Origin of the sequence: Dyadobacter sp. 22481 (assembly GCF_052044875.1) — a bacterium.
GTDB lineage: Bacteria > Bacteroidota > Bacteroidia > Cytophagales > Spirosomataceae > Dyadobacter > Dyadobacter endophyticus.
The window spans coordinates 399,966-418,874 of sequence record NZ_JBQENV010000001.1 but is presented as its reverse complement, the minus strand read 5'-3'; the positions used below and the strand labels follow the sequence as shown (position 1 = coordinate 418,874).

Genomic DNA, 18,909 nt, shown 5'->3' with positions numbered 1-18,909 from the left:
ATAAACCATTATTGAAGAACTTCCGCCCCCCAAAGGAAGCCTAATACCTTTTTGACTTCCGTATACGGGACATAACGGCACCAGGTTTCGATAACGGTGCCGTAGGTTGCACCTTCGTGCAAAGCGTTCAGAAGCGGGGGTATTTCAATCTGGTTGAGGTAAACCATTGGCCTTAAAAGATTAGGATGCACCAATGCACGCCGGATTTCGACCCGGTCGCCCGTGACAGCGAATTCGGAGCTGAATGCCAGCTGGTCCGACAAGCGAACGGGCTTGTCCCAAAGAAAACGGATAAGCGGATCGATGGGGATGGCTGGCGGTTCTTTGACTTCCCGTGCCGCGTCCTCCCGGGTCGACCGCTGTTTTACCAATGCAGTAAAGTCATTGGAAACAGTTATGTCGTCCAGGCGAAAGTTTCTTCTTTTTACCCAAAAAGAGGACGGCGTTTCCAACTTGCCCGACTGTGCATAATAGTCGGAAGTCCAGCGGCAATGACTGGCCACGGCGTCGGCGAGCTTACTTTCATAGAATGTCCTGGCCACAGCCGGGTTTCCGTCCGAAAGCATCGTATGGACCGCGATGGCCGTTTGCAACGAAAAGCGCATCGCTGCCTCCACCCCTGTTGAGGATAGGGGATCGAGTGCAAATGCAGCTTCGCCGATCTTTATGAATCGCTCGTCCCACGGGCGCGTATGCACGTAGGCGTTCACGACGCAGCTTTTGATGCCCGTATTCAAAGTATCGTTAGCCAAAGGTGCAAATAACCGCGAGTTGGAGCGCATTTGCTGTAATACCCTTGCCGGACCTTTTTCTTTAACCGACTCCGGGTCCGCGAACGCCATGATGCGATACTGGTTCCCCGGGACCGGCGCGCCCCATATCCATCCTTCGTCAACCGTTTCAATACGGGTTTCGTGGGGTCGGGCCGGCATTGCATTGGAAGGAACGTTCGTCCAGATACCGACCGACGCCAGGGCCAGTTCAACCCGCTCGCGGGAATGCGCGCCCTTCCGGCCACGACCGTCTAAAATCACGCGGCTGGTAATCTGTTCGTTACCGGCCGCCGACTGTATTTTCAATTCATACTGATCATTGCGAAACGACGAGGCGACTACTTTCGCAGGCTGGAAAACATGTAGTCCCTTACCTACTGCCAATGCCAGTAGGTGCGCGTCCATCCGCGCCCTGTCGACCATCAATCCAGCGCCCCGTTGTCCCGCTTCCAGCAGGGCAGGCTCGCCCTCGCCCCACGCGACCCTTGCCGGTATATCGCGCAGGTAATGAGCATCTTCCAATAACTCTCCGGCCCCGAGGTAAGCAAAAATATGCCGTACCCCGGGCGAAAGCGATTCCCCGATCTGCGGGCGGGGAAACGCTTCTTGCTCAACGAGCGCTACCGAATGCCCCATTTCCATTAAACGGATAGCTGCGGTAAGCCCGGCCGGGCCGGCACCGATAACTACGATTTCAAATTCCTGAACCATAAGCCATTACATGTTCCATCCGGGCGCCAGACGCGATAGCCTCTCGTGGGCCTGTATCGTATAATGCAGCCACGCGCGTATGTAGTCGCACGAGAGCCTTCCTTTGGCGATCACCTCGTGATGGCACCCGCCCCCGCACAGGTAACGGGCCCAGCATTGCGTGCACGGGCTTTGATTGCCCACGTGGCGCGACGACAGCCAGTTATTCTGTAAAGTTGCGTCGATGCCGTCGCTGAGGTTACCCATTTTGCCTTCGTCCTCATTCACGAACCGGTGGCAGGCAAAGAGCTCCTCGTCGGCGGAAACACCCATGTAACCGGCACCGGCCCCGCAGGGATACGGCCTGTGCGTGCCTTTTGAAATCTCCTTCAACGCATTCACCATATTCAGGAACGGGTATCGCTTGCCTGCCAGGACGCTTTTCTCAAAATTCAGCCCGCAGGCAATCATGTTTTCCAGCAAAACAGAAAGTTCTTCCTTCCCCATTTCGTCCCGGCCGTTCATCGACCTTAATAACGGCGAAAATCCGACGCTGTGAAAACCCATTCTGATGAATTCATCGAGCATAACCGGCAAATCAAGGTTGCGCGGCGTGACGGTAACGCGGGCAGAAACCTGCATTTTGCCCTGCATAGCCAGCAATGGCCCCAGGTTTTTCATAATCAAATCAAAACTTCCCTTCCCCCCTTTCATCGGCCTTTGCAAATCGTGGCTTTTACCAATGCCATCCAGGCTCACGGTAACTGCGAAGCTATATTCTTCAAAAAACCGGGCGTCAGCTTCGGTAACCATCGTACCATTGGTGGTAATTGAAAAACCGACTTTAATTTTCTTTTTTTCGGCTTTGGAAACGGCATAGGCGGTGGCTTCGGTCAGCGCTTTCCGGTTCGCGAGCGGCTCGCCGCCCAAAAACGTCAGCTGTACTTTTTCTCCCTCGGGGCATTCATCCATCAGCAGGTCTATCGCCCGGAGCGCAGTATCAAGCGACATGCTTTTGGCTTGCCCGCCAAAGCTGCCCTGATCGGCGTAGCAATAGGTACAACCCATATTGCATTTCTGCGCGATGGCCAGCGAGAGTGCATACAGCCTGGGGCTTTCCAGTGGCGTATTATCGACGTAGTCGGGCGCGGACAGGCCACATCTGACCAGCAAATCCTGCAATTCTGCTTCATCGCCTGCGTCCAGTGCGCGGGAAATCCTTTGCTCGATGTCGCCCGCCACGGCGTAAAGCCTGCTGCCGTTCGGAATGAAAAGTTGTGACTGCCTTCCGCCTTTGATCAGGTGGGCCGACGGCGATTTGGGCCGGGACTGCGTGGCAATAGTCCCGGCCAGTCGTGAAACCGCCGGTTCGATTTCAGCTGTTAAGTGCATCTTTTCCTTCCACGATAAAGTTGAGCTCGCCCTGCCAGTTGATGAACAGGTCGTCATAGGAAAGCAATCGGGTATTGACCCGGTCGTCGGGGATGTATTTGCCGGTGCGTTTTTTAGCCATCCAGCTGTCGCCGGTACTCAGTCCCTTTTCGTCGGCAACGACATTGACGTAGTCGGGCCTGCTGGCTGCCCAGTAATAGCAGGCGCATTCGCGGTAGTCGTTCTGCCACGGGGCGCAAAGTCCCTGCGTAAGTTCACCGGGTTTAATGATCTGGTGGGAAAGTGCGGCGCTGTCGCCTTCGAAAACCTGATTGACCGTCAGCATTACCTTGGTATACCGGGCAGGGTCATCGAGTTTTTTGAGGTCCACAACTACTTCATGCGTGCTGGTTTCAGCCGTAAAATAGCAAGCAACCTGCTGCCCCTGTTTTTGCAGGACATTCACCATCGAATTGGACCATTCCATAAACGATACGCCGTTCGGGTTGGCTTCCGTGCGCAGGGCTACGCTATCCCCATCCGGAAACACGGGCCCGGAAGTAGCGACCATCGTAGGCTTCCCATCGATAGCCACCAGGCGATGATGGATCAAATGCTTAAAAGCATCATCGGCATCTATCACGTAATTGTTGTTTTCAATTAATACAATTCCCTGAAATGCCCTCCGCCACAGGTTCCGGAAATCGAATTCAAGGCCGGGGAAGCAGTTGGATATGGCGGTCCGGGGCAAGACGCTGACGGGATTCCCTTTCCCCCGGTAATGCAGCTGGGCGGTAAGGTTGGCAGGAGCCAGCGGCACATCGTCTGCAATGTGTGCGAGGTCGCCCCCGGGCATAAGCGATCTGGCGGCGGCTTTGATCACCATGTTGATCTGCCGGGAGGTAAACGTAAGCGACCGGCCATCTGCACCGCGCATCAACGCGGGCATTTTGCGAAGGGCCTTGGCCGAAAGATCGCCAATTTCCTCGGGCTTGCGGAGCAGGTCCGCAAACCAGGGCGAGGCTCCGGTGCTCAGGCCTGCAAAAACGCGTTCGTGCAAAACCTGCAATGCCATATTATCGACAAGGGAAGTGGCCATAATAGGCTCGTAGAGGCGTCCGAAGTCGTTGGTATTCTGCCTTACCATCGTGCTCGCCACGTTCAGTTTGCCTTCGTAGGCGTTTCCGTTCATAATGGCGGTGTTCATCAACCGGATCGTTTCGAATGCGCGGCGTATGATCTCCTCCGCTTCCTCAATCGTTACTTCTTCCTTAATGTCCGTACCCAGCAGAATTTGTTCCAGCTCGTCGGACACGACGCGTATCGGCAATGTGTCGGGCGCGTAAGCGGGCGGGCCCGCGCTGATATGCGCATTGGCCGACAATACCGTGCCCACCGGCCCGGAGAGCTTCACCGTTACGAACCCGTCGCATTCATCGTCCAGGTAACCCCAGCTTACCTGGTTGCCGTTTTTATCCGCATACCCGGCAAATATCTGTGCCGGATTGGTATAAAGCGGGTTAGGCGTACTCGTTTCGGAATAGCCATGCCATTTTCCCTTTTTAATATCATATAAAATAGGGTCCTCGCGCCGGCCAGCAAATACCGGGTCGATCTCTTCCTTTCCGTTATTGAACCTGGTCAGGCTGGAACCGTATACCTTCCCGGCGGCGGGTGTAAACCGGAACCGAATTTCAGGAAAATCAGGTGTTGGTTTGATGAATTGCACATACCCGAGCGGCAGCGTTTTGCCGTCGATGAAATTAGGGCATTCTCCAAGCAGCGGTTTCAGCTCGTGGGACCGGATGTCGTCCATGTCGGCATACATCTTGTCGTTTTCGTCGTTCGTCCTTCTGAATATCTTGATATTGCCCACACGAACGTCCCAGCTAATGTCTCCCAGTTCGTGGCCCGCCTTTTGAAGCAAGTCGACCGTGAGCGGCACCAGCGCATCCGGTGCCTGGTCGGTAATGGCAAACACTTCAAGAAACGGGGCGACCGGGTGCGCTTTTCCGGTTTTGTCGTCCAGGCTTTCGGCATCTTTGAACTGTACTTTTTTCGGTTGGTAGGCCGTTATTTCGCCGGTCGACGGATGCACATTAAACGTTTGCTCCGGTACGATTTTCCGGAAATCCAGGGGCTTTTCTTTGGATAGTTCGAGACCATAAGCGGCCATTCGCTCGTCCGATTCACCCAAACGCCCTATCGCGATGGGCGGAAGTATTCTTAATGCTAGAATTTTCATATCCGGCAATGGTTTTTGGCTTTGATGTGTTGAGAACTCAGGCCAGCTCGGCCTGCATAAGTTGGGAAATGGCATCAAGCAGCTTCCGGTCAATCTCCTGCAATGCATTGAGGTACTGGCTATGCGGCTGCGTTTTCAATGCCTTCAGGCTGGCGATGAGCTTGGCCGACGCTTCGAGCAAATCGCGGTGCAGGCGCCAGCGGTTGTGCTCGCCGAATGGCAGATCGAAACTGTACGGCGATGTAAACGGCGGACCGGCCATCAGCTTGCCTCCTTTCGCCAGCGGCGTTTGCACGAGAATGGTAGCCAGGCTCCTGAGGTTGTACATCTCGCCAAAAGTAGAGTTGATGATCAGGCCCCGCGGCGTAAACGAGCCGACGTTGTTGTTGCCATTGTCCAGCAGAAAACTGTGATTGAGAAAGTTAAGCAGTAAGCGATAACGTGTATCAAAGAGTTCGGCCCACAAAATGCCTTCCTCGCTGGTAATCTCGTTCTGCTCCATTTCATCTGCCGGTTCGTTCGATGCCGTGCCCGCATGGTCAGGGTCGCCCGCATACGGATTGGTGGCGACATTGTATGAAGGATCAAAATCCCCTCCCGACTCTTTCAATATAGACTTAAACTCCTCATATATAAACAAGAAGCGCTCGAAATGCGATGGCGTGTCCGAGGCCAGCTCGTCGCCTTCGCCCTGCTCGGCGATTTGTTCGAGGGCATTGTAGGCATCATCGCGGGACAGCAGCGGCGCTACCAGCACGTCGGGACTTTTGGTGAATTTGCCGCCATTGGCGCTTCCTCTGTCTCCCCCGGTATAACCCCGGCCCCATTCGTCAAATTTGGCCTGATAGGGATAGGTTCCCGGCTGAAACGCGTCGTCGGAGATCACATCCGGGTCCTGGATCAGTTGCAGCAGCACTTTGAAAAGCGCGCCCACAGTATGCGGGTCCGAAGCTTGCGCATGCACGCTTTTATTAATTTCCTTGGCGGTCGGGTTGTCACTGCTGAGCCACTCCGCTGGCGCTTCGGCATATACGTACTTTGCCAGCGACCCGAGGGTAAATTTCTCCAATGTGAAAGGGAACGGATAAAACGGCACGTCCCAGGGATAGCTTTCACGGCCGAAATTGAGCGGGGCGCCGATGATTTTCAACACATTTTGAACGGAGATAAAATGCCCCATTTCCTCCTTGGCGATCCCGAGGATGATATTTTTCCAGTTATGCACCCGTTCCTTGTACTTCTCCTGAATTTGGGGCCCGCCAATGCTGTAAGCCGCATACAGGTATTGCAGCATCAGTCCGTGTTCTATTTCCGCATCGACATGCAGGAGCATGGTGATGTAGTCTTTTCCGGTAAACTGCATGGGAACAACAAACGGCATTTCAGCATCCGCCCCGGCATCCGTTGCCGACACATCGGCCAGACCTTTCAGGCGAACTTCTTTGTGTTTCTGATTGGCCCTGGCCCATTCCAGAACCGGATCAATAAAAGATTTTCTTAACTGTTTTTCGTCCATGATGATAATTTTTGTGTAACAGGTAGGCAATACATTTCCTAAACCAAATGAAGGTGCACTGGTCACTGAAAAAGCAATATGAAGGAATTTAGTGGGGCGCTTAAAAAAAGCTACTTCGAAGTAATTCTATAAGCAAAAAGCAAATAGTTTCGTAACCTACCCGTCACGAAACTATTATTTTTTTAAGAAAATAAATAAGTAATGCCTGCCTTGCCGGGCGAAAGCGTCATCAAATCGTAGTGTATTCGATCTTCGGCGAATGGCCACTGGTCCAGTTTACATTGGGCAAATCAAATGCCAATGTGACGGTAGTTCCTTCACTTCCGTCGATATGAAGTATCCCGCTCACCTCCGTGGCTAATCCATGCATAAGGCTCATTCCCAAAGATTGCACCTGGCTTGCATCGAAATCGGGCGGCAGCCCCATGCCGTTATCTTTGATCATCAGGGTTACCTGAGTTCCTACCTTATATTTAAAGCTAACCGCTATTTTGCCCGGCCGGCTTTCAGGAAAAGCATATTTAATGGAATTGGTTATTGCTTCGTTGAGCAGCAACCCTATCGGTATGGCGTGTGAAACATCGAGGCTGATCTCATCTACGTCCGTTAAAAATGCAATATGATGCATCGAACCAAAACTGTCGCGCAAATACATGACCAGTTCTTTCATATACGCCTGCATGTTAACAGTCGTAATATTCTCGGTCAGATATAGTTTTTGATGGATTAAAGACATTGCTTCAATCCGGTGCTTACTATCCATCACCGCATCAAATTCGCCGTTGTTCAGGTAAGAAGCCTGTGAATCGATCAGGCTGACGATCATCTGAAGGTTGTTTTTCACACGATGGTGAACTTCGCGTATCAACCACTCCTTTTCCTGCACCAGTTGCTCCAAATAGGCGTTTTTCTGAGCAATGCTGTTGCTATATTTCTTAACGATTTTCCACCTGCTGAAAAGCGAGAACAATAAAAGGAATGAAATCAAAAAGGCGACGATCGTCACATTTCTCGTCGTGTTACTTCGGCTAAGTAACTCAACCTGCGTTGCGATATCTTTTTCAAGCAGTTTAATATTCTCCGATTTCAGTTTAATTTCCGCATCCTTTTTTTCGAGATCATACCGGGCAGCAAGCACTTTTAACTCATCCTCCGACCGGAGAAGGTTCAGGGAGTCGCTATACGCTTTATAATTGAGGTGATTAAAGAATGCACTTTTAAATTTCCCTGAAACTGAATCGCTACGGTAGCTTACATAATAATAATCCTGCAAGATGGACAGGTCAGTAGTTTTTTCCTTTAACAGGGAATATTTATCCAGATATACTCTGGCCATTTTTATATTTCCGACCAGCAGGTAATACTCTACCGCGTCACGATAGAGGTTTGCATTGAACGAAATTTTCCCCTCCGATTCGTAGGCGAGGCATTTATTTAAATAATAATAAGCTTTGGGAGCATTACGGGATTTTAGAAAAAAAAGGCGTAGATCTTCTTCGATCTCGTATTTAACAAACAAAGTCATGTTTTTCGAATGCTTTTGCAGCAATCTTTCCAGGTAGGATATCTGGGCATTCATTTTATCGCCCATTTTAATACTGGTATCAATGATATTCCCCAGTATTTCGACCGTGCCATCGTCCCATGCATTTTTGATAGCAAATGACAACCCCTTTTGCAGAAATTCCAACGCAGTCTCGAAACGTCCCAGCTTGGCATAAGTAACGCCGAGCCGATTGTACGTTGTTGCTGCCACAATGGAAGTGTCCTGCCTTTCTTCCAGCACCTTCACGGCCATATGCCCGTAAGTAAGCCCGTTATTTAAATCGCCAGAGACAGTATAGATGTGGCCGATCAGGTTATATACCGACTGTAATGCCTCATATTTCGACTCCTTATAGAGCGTAATTGCTTTCCTGAGGCAGGAAATTGCTTCTGCCGGTTTGCCCTTCAACTGGTAAAGGTCCCCGAGTTCCAGGTAGGCATTTGCTTCGTGAATTTTATCGCCGGCAGCTGCAAACCGGTTTACCGCCAGTTTTACAATATCGATCCGCTGGTCCATTCCCGGGCCATCCCAGTGATAATAATGGCGCAGCTCCATCAGCGCCGCGCCTTCGCGATCGGGATTATTGGTTTTCCTGAATAGCTTAATAGCCTCATTTACTTTTTGAATAGCCGCCGTTTTATTGCCGGATTCTTTTTCTATCTGAGAATCTAAAAGGAAAATATCACCGCTCACCAAATCGGAATGCAATTTGTAATTCAATTTGGCAACTGCATGGCAATAATAGCGGGCAAGTTGCAGGTCCTCTTTGGTTTCACCAGGTTTCAGCAAATAAAAATAACCCAATTCGACCAGCCACTTTGCTTCCTCAACGGGTGTTTTCGCCTCTGCCAATTTCGTTTTCAGCTCCCGCAAGCGCGCAACCTGATCGTACCCCTCGGCGCATGCGCTTTGGGCCACAATAGTTAATGCGATTGCCAGCGCATAAATGTATTTCATGAAAAGTTTTATTTAATCGTTGTCAAACTTTAGGTGACTCCGATGTGCCTTTTGATCCCCAGTTTCTTCATTTTCGAACCCAATGTAGTGGCGGGAATTGCCAGCACTTTTGCCGCCCCGTTTTCTCCGCTTATTCTTCCTTCACAGGCTTTTAGCACCGCTATGATATGGTCCCGTTCATTTTCGAAAATGTTTTTAAATGTCGGCTCCGGCGTACTGGGTTCATTCGTGGGCGTACTGTTGGCCGGTAAAGATATTTGGTCGATGATATTACTCCTGGCCAACAAAACGCTTCTTTCGATCACATTTTCCAATTCGCGGATGTTACCCGGCCAGTCGTAATCTGTTAAGGCTTTTAGTACTTTTTCGGATACACCGCCGACGGCCTTCCCGATTTTACGGCTGAAATAGCCGATGAAGTGGTTTACGAGCAGCTCTATATCGTCGCGTCGCTCACGTAGCGACGGCATGACGATGGGAAAAACGTTCAGCCGGTAATAGAGATCGAGCCTGAATTTCCCTTCGGCGATGGCCCTTTCGAGGTTACGGTTGGTTGCAGCGATCACCCTGATATCGATTTTGATCGTTTCCGTCCCACCCAGCCTTTCGATTTCGCGCTGTTGCAGGACGCGCAGCAACTTCATCTGGATTTCGGCAGGCATGTCGCCAATTTCGTCCAGGAATATCGTGCCGCCATTCGCTTGCTCAAACCGCCCGATGCGCTTTGCTGTTGCACCTGTAAAAGCTCCTTTTTCATGGCCAAACAGCTCGGATTCGATCAGGCTGATCGGCAGGGCTGCGCAGTTTACCTTTACAAACGGCTTATTTTTCCTCGACGACAGCGAATGAATATTATCAGCGACCCGCTCCTTTCCCGTGCCGCTTTCGCCCGTTACCAGAACCGAGGTGTCGGTCTCTGCCACCTGGTTGATCAGATTGAATACGTTCAGGAGCAAGTGGCTCTGGCCGATCATGCCTTTGAACGAATTCTCTGCATCCCGGTTCCCCGCGACAATCCCTACGGATTTACCCAATCGTACCTGAGGAAAAGCCGCCGACGTCCTGCCGGCCATTTCCTTTACGATGTGTTCGAGCGGTGCCTGGATCCGGTCGCAAAGTTCTAGGTCATTCCCACTGAACGCGTCCGGTCGCCGGCTGTACAGGGAAATGAAGAAAAACTGACCGTCCATCGAGATGTCCGGATATGGTATGGTCAGGTTAGATCGCATTCCGAATTTTGCGGCTACCAGTTTTCTGATGGAGTTGCCCGATGCCATTTCCCTAAATCGCTCATCGTTATAAAATTGCGTGCGCGGGTCCACAGGAGTAGCTTTCAATAATGCATCCATCTCATCTTTCCGTATGTTCCACACGGTCTGAATGCCCTCCGAATCCATTACCTGATATTCGTCGAAACCGGTCCGCAGAAAATGCAGGGCGTTGAAGGGCAAATGCCGGGTTCCCATAAAACCTACCGCGGCATAGTCAAAAGAAATCAGCTTTTGCAACGCCTTAACAATCCCCAACATCTGCCCTGCCCATTCATTTTCACTTTGGAGGAGCTGCTTTACTTCAAGCTGAAAGTTGGCCTCCTGCCTCAGCTGTGATTCACTGCTGTTTTCATGCAGGTATTCCGCGATTTCAAGCGAAACCAGTAAATCCTTTTCCCGGAACGGCTTCACGATAAAGCCGCTCGGCCTGGTTGCTTTGGCCTGTTTAAGCACTTCCTCGCTGGAATTTGCGGATAGATACAGGAATGGGATATGCTGCTGGTTCAAGACGCCGGCAAGATCAATCCCGGTCTTTTTGCCGGCCAGGAAAATGTCGAGCAAAACGATCCCGGGCGGGTGCTGGCGGATCAGGCTAACGGCCTCTTCAAACGTCCTGGCGATACCGGTTACCTCGTAGCCGGCACGTTTCAGCATAATCCGGAGGTGGTTTGCTTCAACGAACAGGTCCTCAACGATCAGTATCTTTCGTTTCATGCAGCTATGTTTGTAAGGAAGAGAATCAAGCGGTTTTTTGAAGCAAACAGTCATGCAAAACCGTGCCCGCTGCCAGTAGAAACACAAATTATTTCATCTCCTACTGATCCTAAGCCATTTATCACACGCCTATCGTCGCCGGTGTGCTGCCGACATTGCATGCGCTCCCGAAATATCGTCAATTGATTCGTCAATTGACGATATTTCGGCAAAAACACAATTGGTGTCCCGCATCGAAGCGATGCTACTTATTCAGCGCTTCAATTTTTCTTTCCAGAACCTGTTTCGCCGGGCTGGCCCTGGTAAGTTGTAGAGCCAGGCGGTAATGATCTATGGCTTTGCCGACATCCGTCACTTCGTACAGGTAACCTAATAACTTGTGATACTGGTCGTTACCGGTCAGCCCCAGCTTTTCGGTTTCCAGTATGGCTTTCCCGTGCCCATACACCCGGGCCAGCGCGAAAGCCCTGTTCAATGCAGCAATCGGCGAGTATTCAATGAGAATGAGCTGATTATACAGTTGCAGGATACGCCTCCATCGATCGGGGGAGGCGGGATGCGCATGCCAATAGGCGATCGCCGCTTCGAGGTGATATTTGGATACCTCGTTGCCCTGGCAGGCATTTACAAGGTAGTAGTTCCCCTTTTCGATGAGTTCCTGATTCCACAGGCTTTGGTCCTGCTCTTCAAAAAGGACCATTTCGCCTGTGTCGGCGGCACGCGCTTCGAGCCGTGATCCCTGATAGCACATCAGGGCCAGCAGCGCTTTTGTTTGTGCGTTGTCTGTCAACGGATTGTCCGTCAGCATCAAAGCCAGTTTCATTGCCTCGGCACAAAGTTCATTCCGGATCAACTGGTCATTGGTTTTGGAAAAATAACCTTCATTAAACAACAGGTACAGCGTTTTCAATACCGTGTCCAGCCGCGACTGGATACTGGCCGCGCTCAGTGTCCGGATCTGAAATCGGCTGTCACGAAGCTGGGTTTTAGCCCGGTACAAGCGCTTTTTGACGGTTTCGAGGTTGGTCAGGAAAGCATTGGCAATCTCTTCCACACTAAAACCGCAAAGGATCTGAAGCGCAAGGCAAATCTGGCTCTGCGCCGAATTACCCGGATCGCCGACGGCGAAGATCATCGCCAGCTGACTGTCCCCGATATAGCCGCTCCCGAACCCAAAATCGGATTCCGCCTCTTCCTCGTCGGGTTTAATCTGACTGGCGATACGGGTTTCGAAAAGCGAAATGCGCTTGAGGTGGTCTTTGGCCTTGTTTTTGGCGACAGTATAAAGCCAGGCGGCCGGGTTTTCCGGCACGCCGTGGACGGCCCAGTATTCGGATGCTTTAAGGAACGCATCGCTGATAATGTCTTCCGCAATTTCAATATGCTCCAATCCGAACCGACGGCATAGTACAGCCGTCATCTTCGGGTATTCTTGCCTGAAAAGGTCTCCCAGCAGGCCATTATTCCTGAATTGCTGTCCGGTCAATGCAACTTATGCTTTATAACTTCCCTCACCTCGATATTTCCCCCAAGTTTGAAGATCGTATTTTCCTTCGCCATTTCCACCGCTTCATCAATGGTTTCAGCCCTGACGATGATATAGCCTACGATAAACTCCTTGATCTCCGTGTAAGGGCCGTCTGTCACCTCGTTGTCGGGGCGCACAGTTTTAGCACTTCCGGGAAAAGGTGAGAGAGAGTTACCCTGGTCGACCAGCTTGTTTTGTGCCGCAATACCCGCGAGCCAGTTCAGTCGTTCCTGTATTTGCTCCGGCGTTGGCTTAAAGTCGGCTATATCTTTTATCCTGAAAATCAACATAAACTCTTTCATATTCTGTCGGTTAAAGGCTTTGAATAATTTCTTCGTAGTCGATCGCGACACCCGGCATGGCTGTGCCTTCAACCCTGTATGTCGAGACATCGGTAATGCCCGCATAGGTACTGAACACGGCCTTTATATGTGATTCTATAAACTCGTAACCTTCCGGCCAGAACGCCAGTTTTCCGCCCGATGCGATGGCCAAATATACCTTCTTGTTTGTCAAGCACCCCGATTTTGAGCCGTCGTCGTTGAATTTATAGGTAAGCCCTACCCGTACCAGCTGATCGAGCCAGCCTTTCAACAGGGCCGACATCCCGAGGTTATACATGGGTGTACTGAGAACGATAATATCGGCCTGGTTTATCTCGTTGAATACCCCATCGGCATAGGCCAGCAGTTGCCGCTCTTCCCCATTTGTCGCGCCGGCCTGTTTGTAGAACTCCCAAATCAGCGTTTCATCCAAAAACGGCGGCGGTGACTGGGTCAGGTCGCGCTCTACGACGGTACTTACTTCGTTCCGGGAAACCAGCTTATTGATAATTGCCGTGCTGAGGCCCCGGCTGTACGACTGTCCGCCCCGCGCACTTGATGTAATGTGTAATGCCCTTTTCATATTGTTATTGATGATTTTGGGCAGATGACGACCGGCGTTCGTCAATGGGGACAGCTCACTGAAAAAAAGAGGGAGGTATCGGCAAAATTTTCATTTAGCCAGGCAATTCCACAAAAAATGTCGTTCCGGCGCCGCTCGCCGATTCAAACCAGATTTTCCCTCCGTGTGCTTCTACGATCTGCTTGCAAATCGAAAGCCCGATCCCGAAGGATTGTTCTCCGGCGGTGCCTACTCTCCGGGCATCGTTGGTAGAATGAAAGATGTGCCCCTGAAGATCTTCGGGAATCCCAATGCCGTGATCCTGCACACTAAGCAGCGCCTGGTTCGAACGCTTTTTCAGGTTCACCTTTATGGCACTTTCCGACGGGGAAAATTTGACCGCATTACTAAGCAAATTGGAAAACACGCGCCAGATTTTTTCCCTGTCAACGGCTACCATCGCTTTTTCGTAATCGTAATAGATCGTCTGGCGCTTTTCCTTGCCCTTGTAACTCAGCATATCAATGCAAGACTGAACTATTTCCGCCAGGTCCTCCTCATTCTTAACGATCTTTTTCCTGTCCGTTTCCGATTGCAATATCTGGCCGATCAGCCCAAACGCCAGCTGGCCGGACTGCTGAATGGCCTCGATGATCATGGCCTGCTCTTCGGACGGAGGCTGGTCCCAGAAAAGCACATCTGAACCCGAGATCATCGCGGCGATCGGGTTCCTCAAATCATGCGCCACGATCCGTAACATATTTTCCTTATCGATTTCGGATTGTTCCAATGCATTGACCGTATCCAGCAGCGCGATATTACTTTGCGTGATCTCTCCATTCAATTTGGTTACGGCACGCAGGTTCATTGCTTTTTTTCGGGCATTTCGCCAGATCAGGTAAACGATCACGGCCATAGCGAAGGAAATCAGTATCGAAAACCGGAGGATCAAATCTTCCCGCGCGTCTTTCCCGGCAGCCAGTTCTATTTCATGCTCGCGCTGAACCTGTTGCAAAAGCCGCCCGACATTACTTTTAGTTGCTATATTTCTTTTCAGTTTAGCAATGCGCTCGTTTTCGAGTTCGGCCAGTAACAATTTGCCAGCCTCTTTATAATCCCCGCGGCCATACAAAATAGAGGCTTGCATTCGCTGAAATGAGTTGTATTTGAATGCATTGTTTACAGCACCAGGCAGGCGCCGAAGCGTGTCCAGCTCGGCCTGCGCTTTGTCGTACTGTTGCGTATCAATGTAAATCTGCGTCAATATCTGACGGGATTCCTGCTCTACTTCCACAGACCAATCGATATTCGGGTCGTGTTCGAGGCATTTTTTGATTAATTTTTCGGCGGTCCGGTTATCACCCTTCAAAGCATAAGCTTCCGCCTGGTTTCTTAAAATGACAATCCGGGCAAACCGGATAAAATTTTTCTCACGGGGAAACCGGGCCGCGTTCTGCCTGACGAATTTACTTGCCTGATTAAAGTAATCAAGCGCCATGGCCGGGTCGTTCAGGTGCAGGTAAGCAGTTCCGATATTTCGCATGCTTCCCTGCTTCTCAATAAATTCCAATTGAAAATTATCCGCTTCCCTACACTCCGACAATTCCTTTAATTCCTGCTTCCAGTATTCAATAGCCTGGTAATAGTTTTCTTCCTTAAAAGAAATGGTTGCGATTCTGCTGCTGTAACGCGCACATTCGCAAATTTCACCAATCGATGTCAAAAATGACTTGCCTTTATAATAGTTGCGGTATGCCAGATAATATTCTTTTTGTTTCAATAAATCATCTCCCTTTAAAAGCAATGCTTTCGAATAATCGTTGGGATTTTCCAGACGGACGTGTTCGGGGGCGAACAGATGAAGCAGGCTATCGGTATAGATCAACGCGTTGTGTTCCAGGGTAGAATCGCGGTGACTTAATACCTTCATGAACTTATAATAGAGGATACTGTCATGAACGTTTTTATCCTCCTGGGTAGCCATGAACGAATCGAGCCTGGCTATTGCTTTCGGGATACCCATCTCCCGCGAGTGCCTGTCGAGGCTGTCGATCCACACTTTCAGTTGTACGTGACGCTCGCTTTTTTCCGATTTCCGGCATCCTGCAAGGCATCCGGCCAAAACCAGGAAAATCAGAATAATCCTACATTGAAAGGAGGGCAACAATAGGGAAGATGGATTACTCATCGTTTTCAGATCGATTTACCTCTATAACGATACCAGGAGATACAAAACAATAATGCGTTTTGTACAATTCATCCACGGAGGCCAGTCTTCTGTGGATATATCAAGATTGAAAAGTCAGCAAAAATCTACACAATTCGTACGGAAAAATTGTAGAAAAAATTCAGTCGATGGGAACGAGCCGAATGCGCCGCGGGGTGACACTGGGAGCCGGATGGGAGCGTACGATACTGAAAAAGCCGGCAGAGTCCTCCGCGACGGGGACCACTGCCGGCCTTTGTATGATAACCAGGATGATGCGTTTAATACTTAGAATCTGAAAGAAAAACTGGCCACAAAGTTTCTGGTAAACTGCGGATTTCCGACCGAGTCCCAATATTCCACATCGGTAATATTGTTAAGTTTCAGCCCGAACTTCCATTTTTCCTTTTGATAAAAAGCGGTAGCATTTATCGTGTGGTAGGCCGGAATTGCGTAGGTATTGCTGGAATTAAAATATGATTCACCTACATAATTGCCGCCAAAACCTAAGCCAATACCCTTAAGAGTCGGGAAGGGCAAACGGTAGCTAAGCCAGTAATTGGCGATATGCTGTGGCGCCTGTGTTTCGAACTTGCCTTCATACACATCGGCTTTCACGAATTTGTTTTCATTGAAGCCATATCCGGCTACGATATTAAGCCCGGCTACCGGATTGGCAGTAAGTTCGACTTCCAAGCCCTTGCTTACCTGCTGGCCATCCTGAAAACTATATTGCGCATCGTCGGTACGCAATGCATTATCAATACCAATATAATAATAGCTTACGCTTCCGCCCAGTTTATTTCCTGGCAATTCGGCTTTTATGCCTCCTTCCAATTGATTGGCAAATACCGGTTTAGGTTTAAACAGGCTGCCGTTGGGTTGTTCAACTGGCCCCTGGTTCCGAAAGCCATTCATAAAATTACCGAACAGGGATACCTGGTCTTTTACCACCTGATATACAACGCCCAACTTTGGAGAAAGCGACGGTTGAACAAAACCGCCTTCATAAGTTTGTTCGAACCTGTCATAGCGCAAGCTCAGCATCGTCGATAGACGATCCGTCCAATTGATAACGTCAGAAACATATACGCCGAAAGCATTTCCTCCGTAAGCGTCGTGCGACGCAACGGTTGAAGGATTGGCTAGAATGCTGTTCACCCTGCTCAGGCTCACTTTTTGGAAGGGGTCGTTGATATTGATTTTATCAAGCGGTAATGCCCGGTAAGTCAGTGTTTCGTCATTGTACTCGTAACTGGCCCCAATCAACAGGTTATGGTGAAACCTGCCCGTATTGAAACTTCCGTTGAAATTCTGCTGGACATTGGCGTAAGTCCTTTCCCTTGGCCCGAAAAGCCTGATGCTCGTTACAGCCGTATCGGCGCTGATCCAGTTAACATAAGGCTGAAAGCTGTTATTCAGAAATTCGTTCACATAAGAAACGCCCGTTGTGGAAGTCCAGTTTTTACCCATCTGATATTTGGCCTGTCCAAAATATTTGGTCGCTTGCGCATCGCTGAGCAAATCATTTTCGAAGAACGATTTTTTGAAACCCAGCCGAATATCCTTTGTGGATTTGAATGGCACCTGATCAGCAAAAAGAATCGTGTAGGACAGGCGCGTGGCATTACTCTTGAAATACTCAAAATCAAAAAGAAACGAAAGGCGTTCGCTGGCCTGGTAATAAAGGCTCGGGGTAATGACATACCTTCTGTTTTTACCATATTCATTCGAACTGTTCTGCTGGTGGTTCACAGCGTTGAACCGCAACAGCACCGTCTTCTCCTTATTCAGCGGTGTATTGAGATCGACAGTACCCCTGCTCAGGTTAAAACTGCCCATACTGTAAGATACTTCGCCCCCGAAACCGGCATATGGTTTCTTGGTAACCAGGTTCATCGCTCCGCCGAAAGTGGATACCTGCGAACCGAAAAGCGTACCGGACGGGCCCTTGATCAATTCGACCCGTTCGAGATTCGCGATTTCGGTTCCCGTCCTGTAAACCGACGTCGCCATCCCGTTCCGGGCATAATCGAAGTTCGTGAATCCCCTGAACACGACGGCAAAACTGCCGGTCACGTATTCGGTAGGAGCAACACCGGCCGCAGCACGAAAGACGTCCTTAATGTCGGTCATCTGCTGTTCCTTAATCAGGTCCTTCCCCACCACGTTGTAAACCTGCGGGTTTTCCAGGTTCTTCAAAGGCATCCGCGCCACATATTCGGTTTCCTTGTTCATAAGCCGGCTATCGTCCCGAACGACCACCTCCTGCAATTGCCGGTTATCTTCGGCAAGCGTAAAATCCACCGAACTGGTTTCCCCGGCGGTGACGGTTACAGTACTTTTCTGTGCGATAAGCCCTGTAAAACTCGCTGTGATCGTGTAGGTTCCGGCAGAAACTTTGTGGATCACGTACTGCCCCTCCTCATTCACGACGGCTCCCCTGGCCGTTTTTTCCAGCACAATATTCACAAATTCGGCAGGCTTACCGTCCGAAGTAGTCACCGTGCCCCTGATCGTCCCGGTTTGCGCATAGGCCTCTACCGAAAGCAACAAAAATAGCAATATAAATCTCGACATTTGCTTATATTTAATTTGGACTTATTATAAATAATAGCAAATATAGAGAAACTTCCGGTTCGATTGCAAGCCGGAAGAAATCGGGAGTGTCGGTCTACACCTGTGAATAGGCTGTTGGGGCCAAAAAAGTGTTACTGATTTTCGAAATAGTGTTGGCGTATTGGGGATCCCCTACCAATTTCTTCCATGCCGCGTCGGCTACGAAGGCAGACCACCCTTTGTCGCGCTCTTCCATGCTGCTGCATGTGAGCATATAGGTGAGCCGGGGCATCCTGTCGCCTGCAATTACTTCTCCAAAGAATACAGGATTCAATTTCGCCCTGGTAAATATGGGAAACTCTCCGTCATGGAACATCTTGATTTTTCTTCTCAGAGCGTCTTCATTGGCCGCCTCATACGTCCGTAATTCAAATACCCGGGATGCGCCCGATGGTAACGTCAAAGCGGGCCAACCTTAACGCATTTCGTATTCACGCCATTCATACACTTCTTTTTGTGCCTGATATTTTTCATGGGCTAATGCGGGGTTGACGGCGACGGTCGTTGCCGCAAGTGAAGATTGGATAAATTTCCTTCGTTGCATGTGAAATTGGTTTAGAGTTTAGAGTTTATGAGCGGTCTGAGCTG

Annotated in this window: 13 protein-coding genes; all 13 read right to left on the bottom strand. The window is 50.1% G+C overall.

Translation table 11 applies throughout. The features are described from left to right. Positions 1–8: 8 nt before the first annotated feature. The gene (gene qhpG, locus ACTJJJ_RS01560) at positions 9–1,484 is read right to left on the bottom strand and encodes a flavin-dependent monooxygenase QhpG (protein WP_440701244.1); all 1,476 of its coding nucleotides are present in this window, start codon (positions 1,482–1,484) and stop codon (positions 9–11) included. 6 nt (positions 1,485–1,490) lie between these two features. Next, positions 1,491–2,855 (bottom strand): radical SAM protein, encoded by a 1,365-nt coding sequence (locus ACTJJJ_RS01555; RefSeq protein ID WP_440701243.1) that lies wholly within the window; start codon positions 2,853–2,855, stop codon positions 1,491–1,493. Next, positions 2,839–5,079 (bottom strand): hypothetical protein, encoded by a 2,241-nt coding sequence (locus ACTJJJ_RS01550; protein ID WP_440701242.1) that lies wholly within the window; start codon positions 5,077–5,079, stop codon positions 2,839–2,841. Before ACTJJJ_RS01550 ends, ACTJJJ_RS01555 begins: the two co-directional genes overlap by 17 nt. A gap of 37 nt (positions 5,080–5,116) precedes the next feature. Beyond that, the gene (locus ACTJJJ_RS01545) at positions 5,117–6,595 is read right to left on the bottom strand and encodes a ferritin-like domain-containing protein (RefSeq protein WP_440701241.1); all 1,479 of its coding nucleotides are present in this window, start codon (positions 6,593–6,595) and stop codon (positions 5,117–5,119) included. Between the two features lie 229 nt (positions 6,596–6,824). Then, entirely contained in the window at positions 6,825–9,098 is a 2,274-nt protein-coding gene (locus ACTJJJ_RS01540; protein ID WP_440701240.1) for a histidine kinase dimerization/phosphoacceptor domain -containing protein, read from the bottom strand. A 29-nt stretch (positions 9,099–9,127) separates the two neighbouring features. Next, the gene (locus ACTJJJ_RS01535) at positions 9,128–11,083 is read right to left on the bottom strand and encodes a sigma 54-interacting transcriptional regulator (protein WP_440701239.1); all 1,956 of its coding nucleotides are present in this window, start codon (positions 11,081–11,083) and stop codon (positions 9,128–9,130) included. A 244-nt stretch (positions 11,084–11,327) separates the two neighbouring features. Continuing rightward, a complete protein-coding gene (locus ACTJJJ_RS01530) occupies positions 11,328–12,569 on the bottom strand; it encodes an RNA polymerase sigma factor (protein ID WP_440701238.1) in 1,242 nt (413 codons plus the stop codon). Then, on the bottom strand, positions 12,566–12,913 hold the full coding sequence (locus ACTJJJ_RS01525; protein ID WP_426295097.1) for a YciI family protein: 348 nt from the start codon (positions 12,911–12,913) through the stop codon (positions 12,566–12,568). The genes ACTJJJ_RS01530 and ACTJJJ_RS01525 overlap by 4 nt, the downstream gene beginning before the upstream one ends. Positions 12,914–12,923: 10 nt before the next feature. After that, positions 12,924–13,517, bottom strand: coding sequence for an FMN-dependent NADH-azoreductase (locus ACTJJJ_RS01520; RefSeq protein ID WP_188931411.1), 594 nt, complete (start codon positions 13,515–13,517; stop codon positions 12,924–12,926). A gap of 94 nt (positions 13,518–13,611) precedes the next feature. Further along, complete coding sequence (locus ACTJJJ_RS01515; protein WP_440701237.1) at positions 13,612–15,684, bottom strand: ATP-binding protein; 2,073 nt, start codon at positions 15,682–15,684, stop codon at positions 13,612–13,614. Positions 15,685–15,990: 306 nt separating this feature from the next. Then, positions 15,991–18,282 (bottom strand): TonB-dependent siderophore receptor, encoded by a 2,292-nt coding sequence (locus ACTJJJ_RS01510; protein WP_440701236.1) that lies wholly within the window; start codon positions 18,280–18,282, stop codon positions 15,991–15,993. 94 nt (positions 18,283–18,376) lie between these two features. Continuing rightward, on the bottom strand, positions 18,377–18,724 hold the full coding sequence (locus ACTJJJ_RS01505; protein ID WP_440701235.1) for an NIPSNAP family protein: 348 nt from the start codon (positions 18,722–18,724) through the stop codon (positions 18,377–18,379). 12 nt (positions 18,725–18,736) lie between these two features. Continuing rightward, positions 18,737–18,865: a hypothetical protein gene (locus ACTJJJ_RS01500; protein ID WP_440701234.1), complete on the bottom strand. Its 129-nt coding sequence runs from the start codon at positions 18,863–18,865 to the stop codon at positions 18,737–18,739. Positions 18,866–18,909: the final 44 nt, after the last annotated feature.

Bases quoted from the DNA above. Each gene is read 5' to 3' on its own strand.
- qhpG (WP_440701244.1), bottom strand. From the start codon at position 1,484: ATGGTTCAGGAATTTGAAATCGTAGTTATCGGTGCCGGCCCGGCCGGG.
- ACTJJJ_RS01555 (WP_440701243.1), bottom strand. From the start codon at position 2,855: ATGCACTTAACAGCTGAAATCGAACCGGCGGTTTCACGACTGGCCGGG.
- ACTJJJ_RS01550 (WP_440701242.1), bottom strand. From the start codon at position 5,079: ATGAAAATTCTAGCATTAAGAATACTTCCGCCCATCGCGATAGGGCGT.
- ACTJJJ_RS01545 (WP_440701241.1), bottom strand. From the start codon at position 6,595: ATGGACGAAAAACAGTTAAGAAAATCTTTTATTGATCCGGTTCTGGAA.
- ACTJJJ_RS01540 (WP_440701240.1), bottom strand. From the start codon at position 9,098: ATGAAATACATTTATGCGCTGGCAATCGCATTAACTATTGTGGCCCAA.
- ACTJJJ_RS01535 (WP_440701239.1), bottom strand. From the start codon at position 11,083: ATGAAACGAAAGATACTGATCGTTGAGGACCTGTTCGTTGAAGCAAAC.
- ACTJJJ_RS01525 (WP_426295097.1), bottom strand. From the start codon at position 12,913: ATGAAAGAGTTTATGTTGATTTTCAGGATAAAAGATATAGCCGACTTT.
- ACTJJJ_RS01520 (WP_188931411.1), bottom strand. From the start codon at position 13,517: ATGAAAAGGGCATTACACATTACATCAAGTGCGCGGGGCGGACAGTCG.
- ACTJJJ_RS01515 (WP_440701237.1), bottom strand. From the start codon at position 15,684: ATGAGTAATCCATCTTCCCTATTGTTGCCCTCCTTTCAATGTAGGATT.
- ACTJJJ_RS01510 (WP_440701236.1), bottom strand. From the start codon at position 18,282: ATGTCGAGATTTATATTGCTATTTTTGTTGCTTTCGGTAGAGGCCTAT.
- ACTJJJ_RS01500 (WP_440701234.1), bottom strand. From the start codon at position 18,865: ATGCAACGAAGGAAATTTATCCAATCTTCACTTGCGGCAACGACCGTC.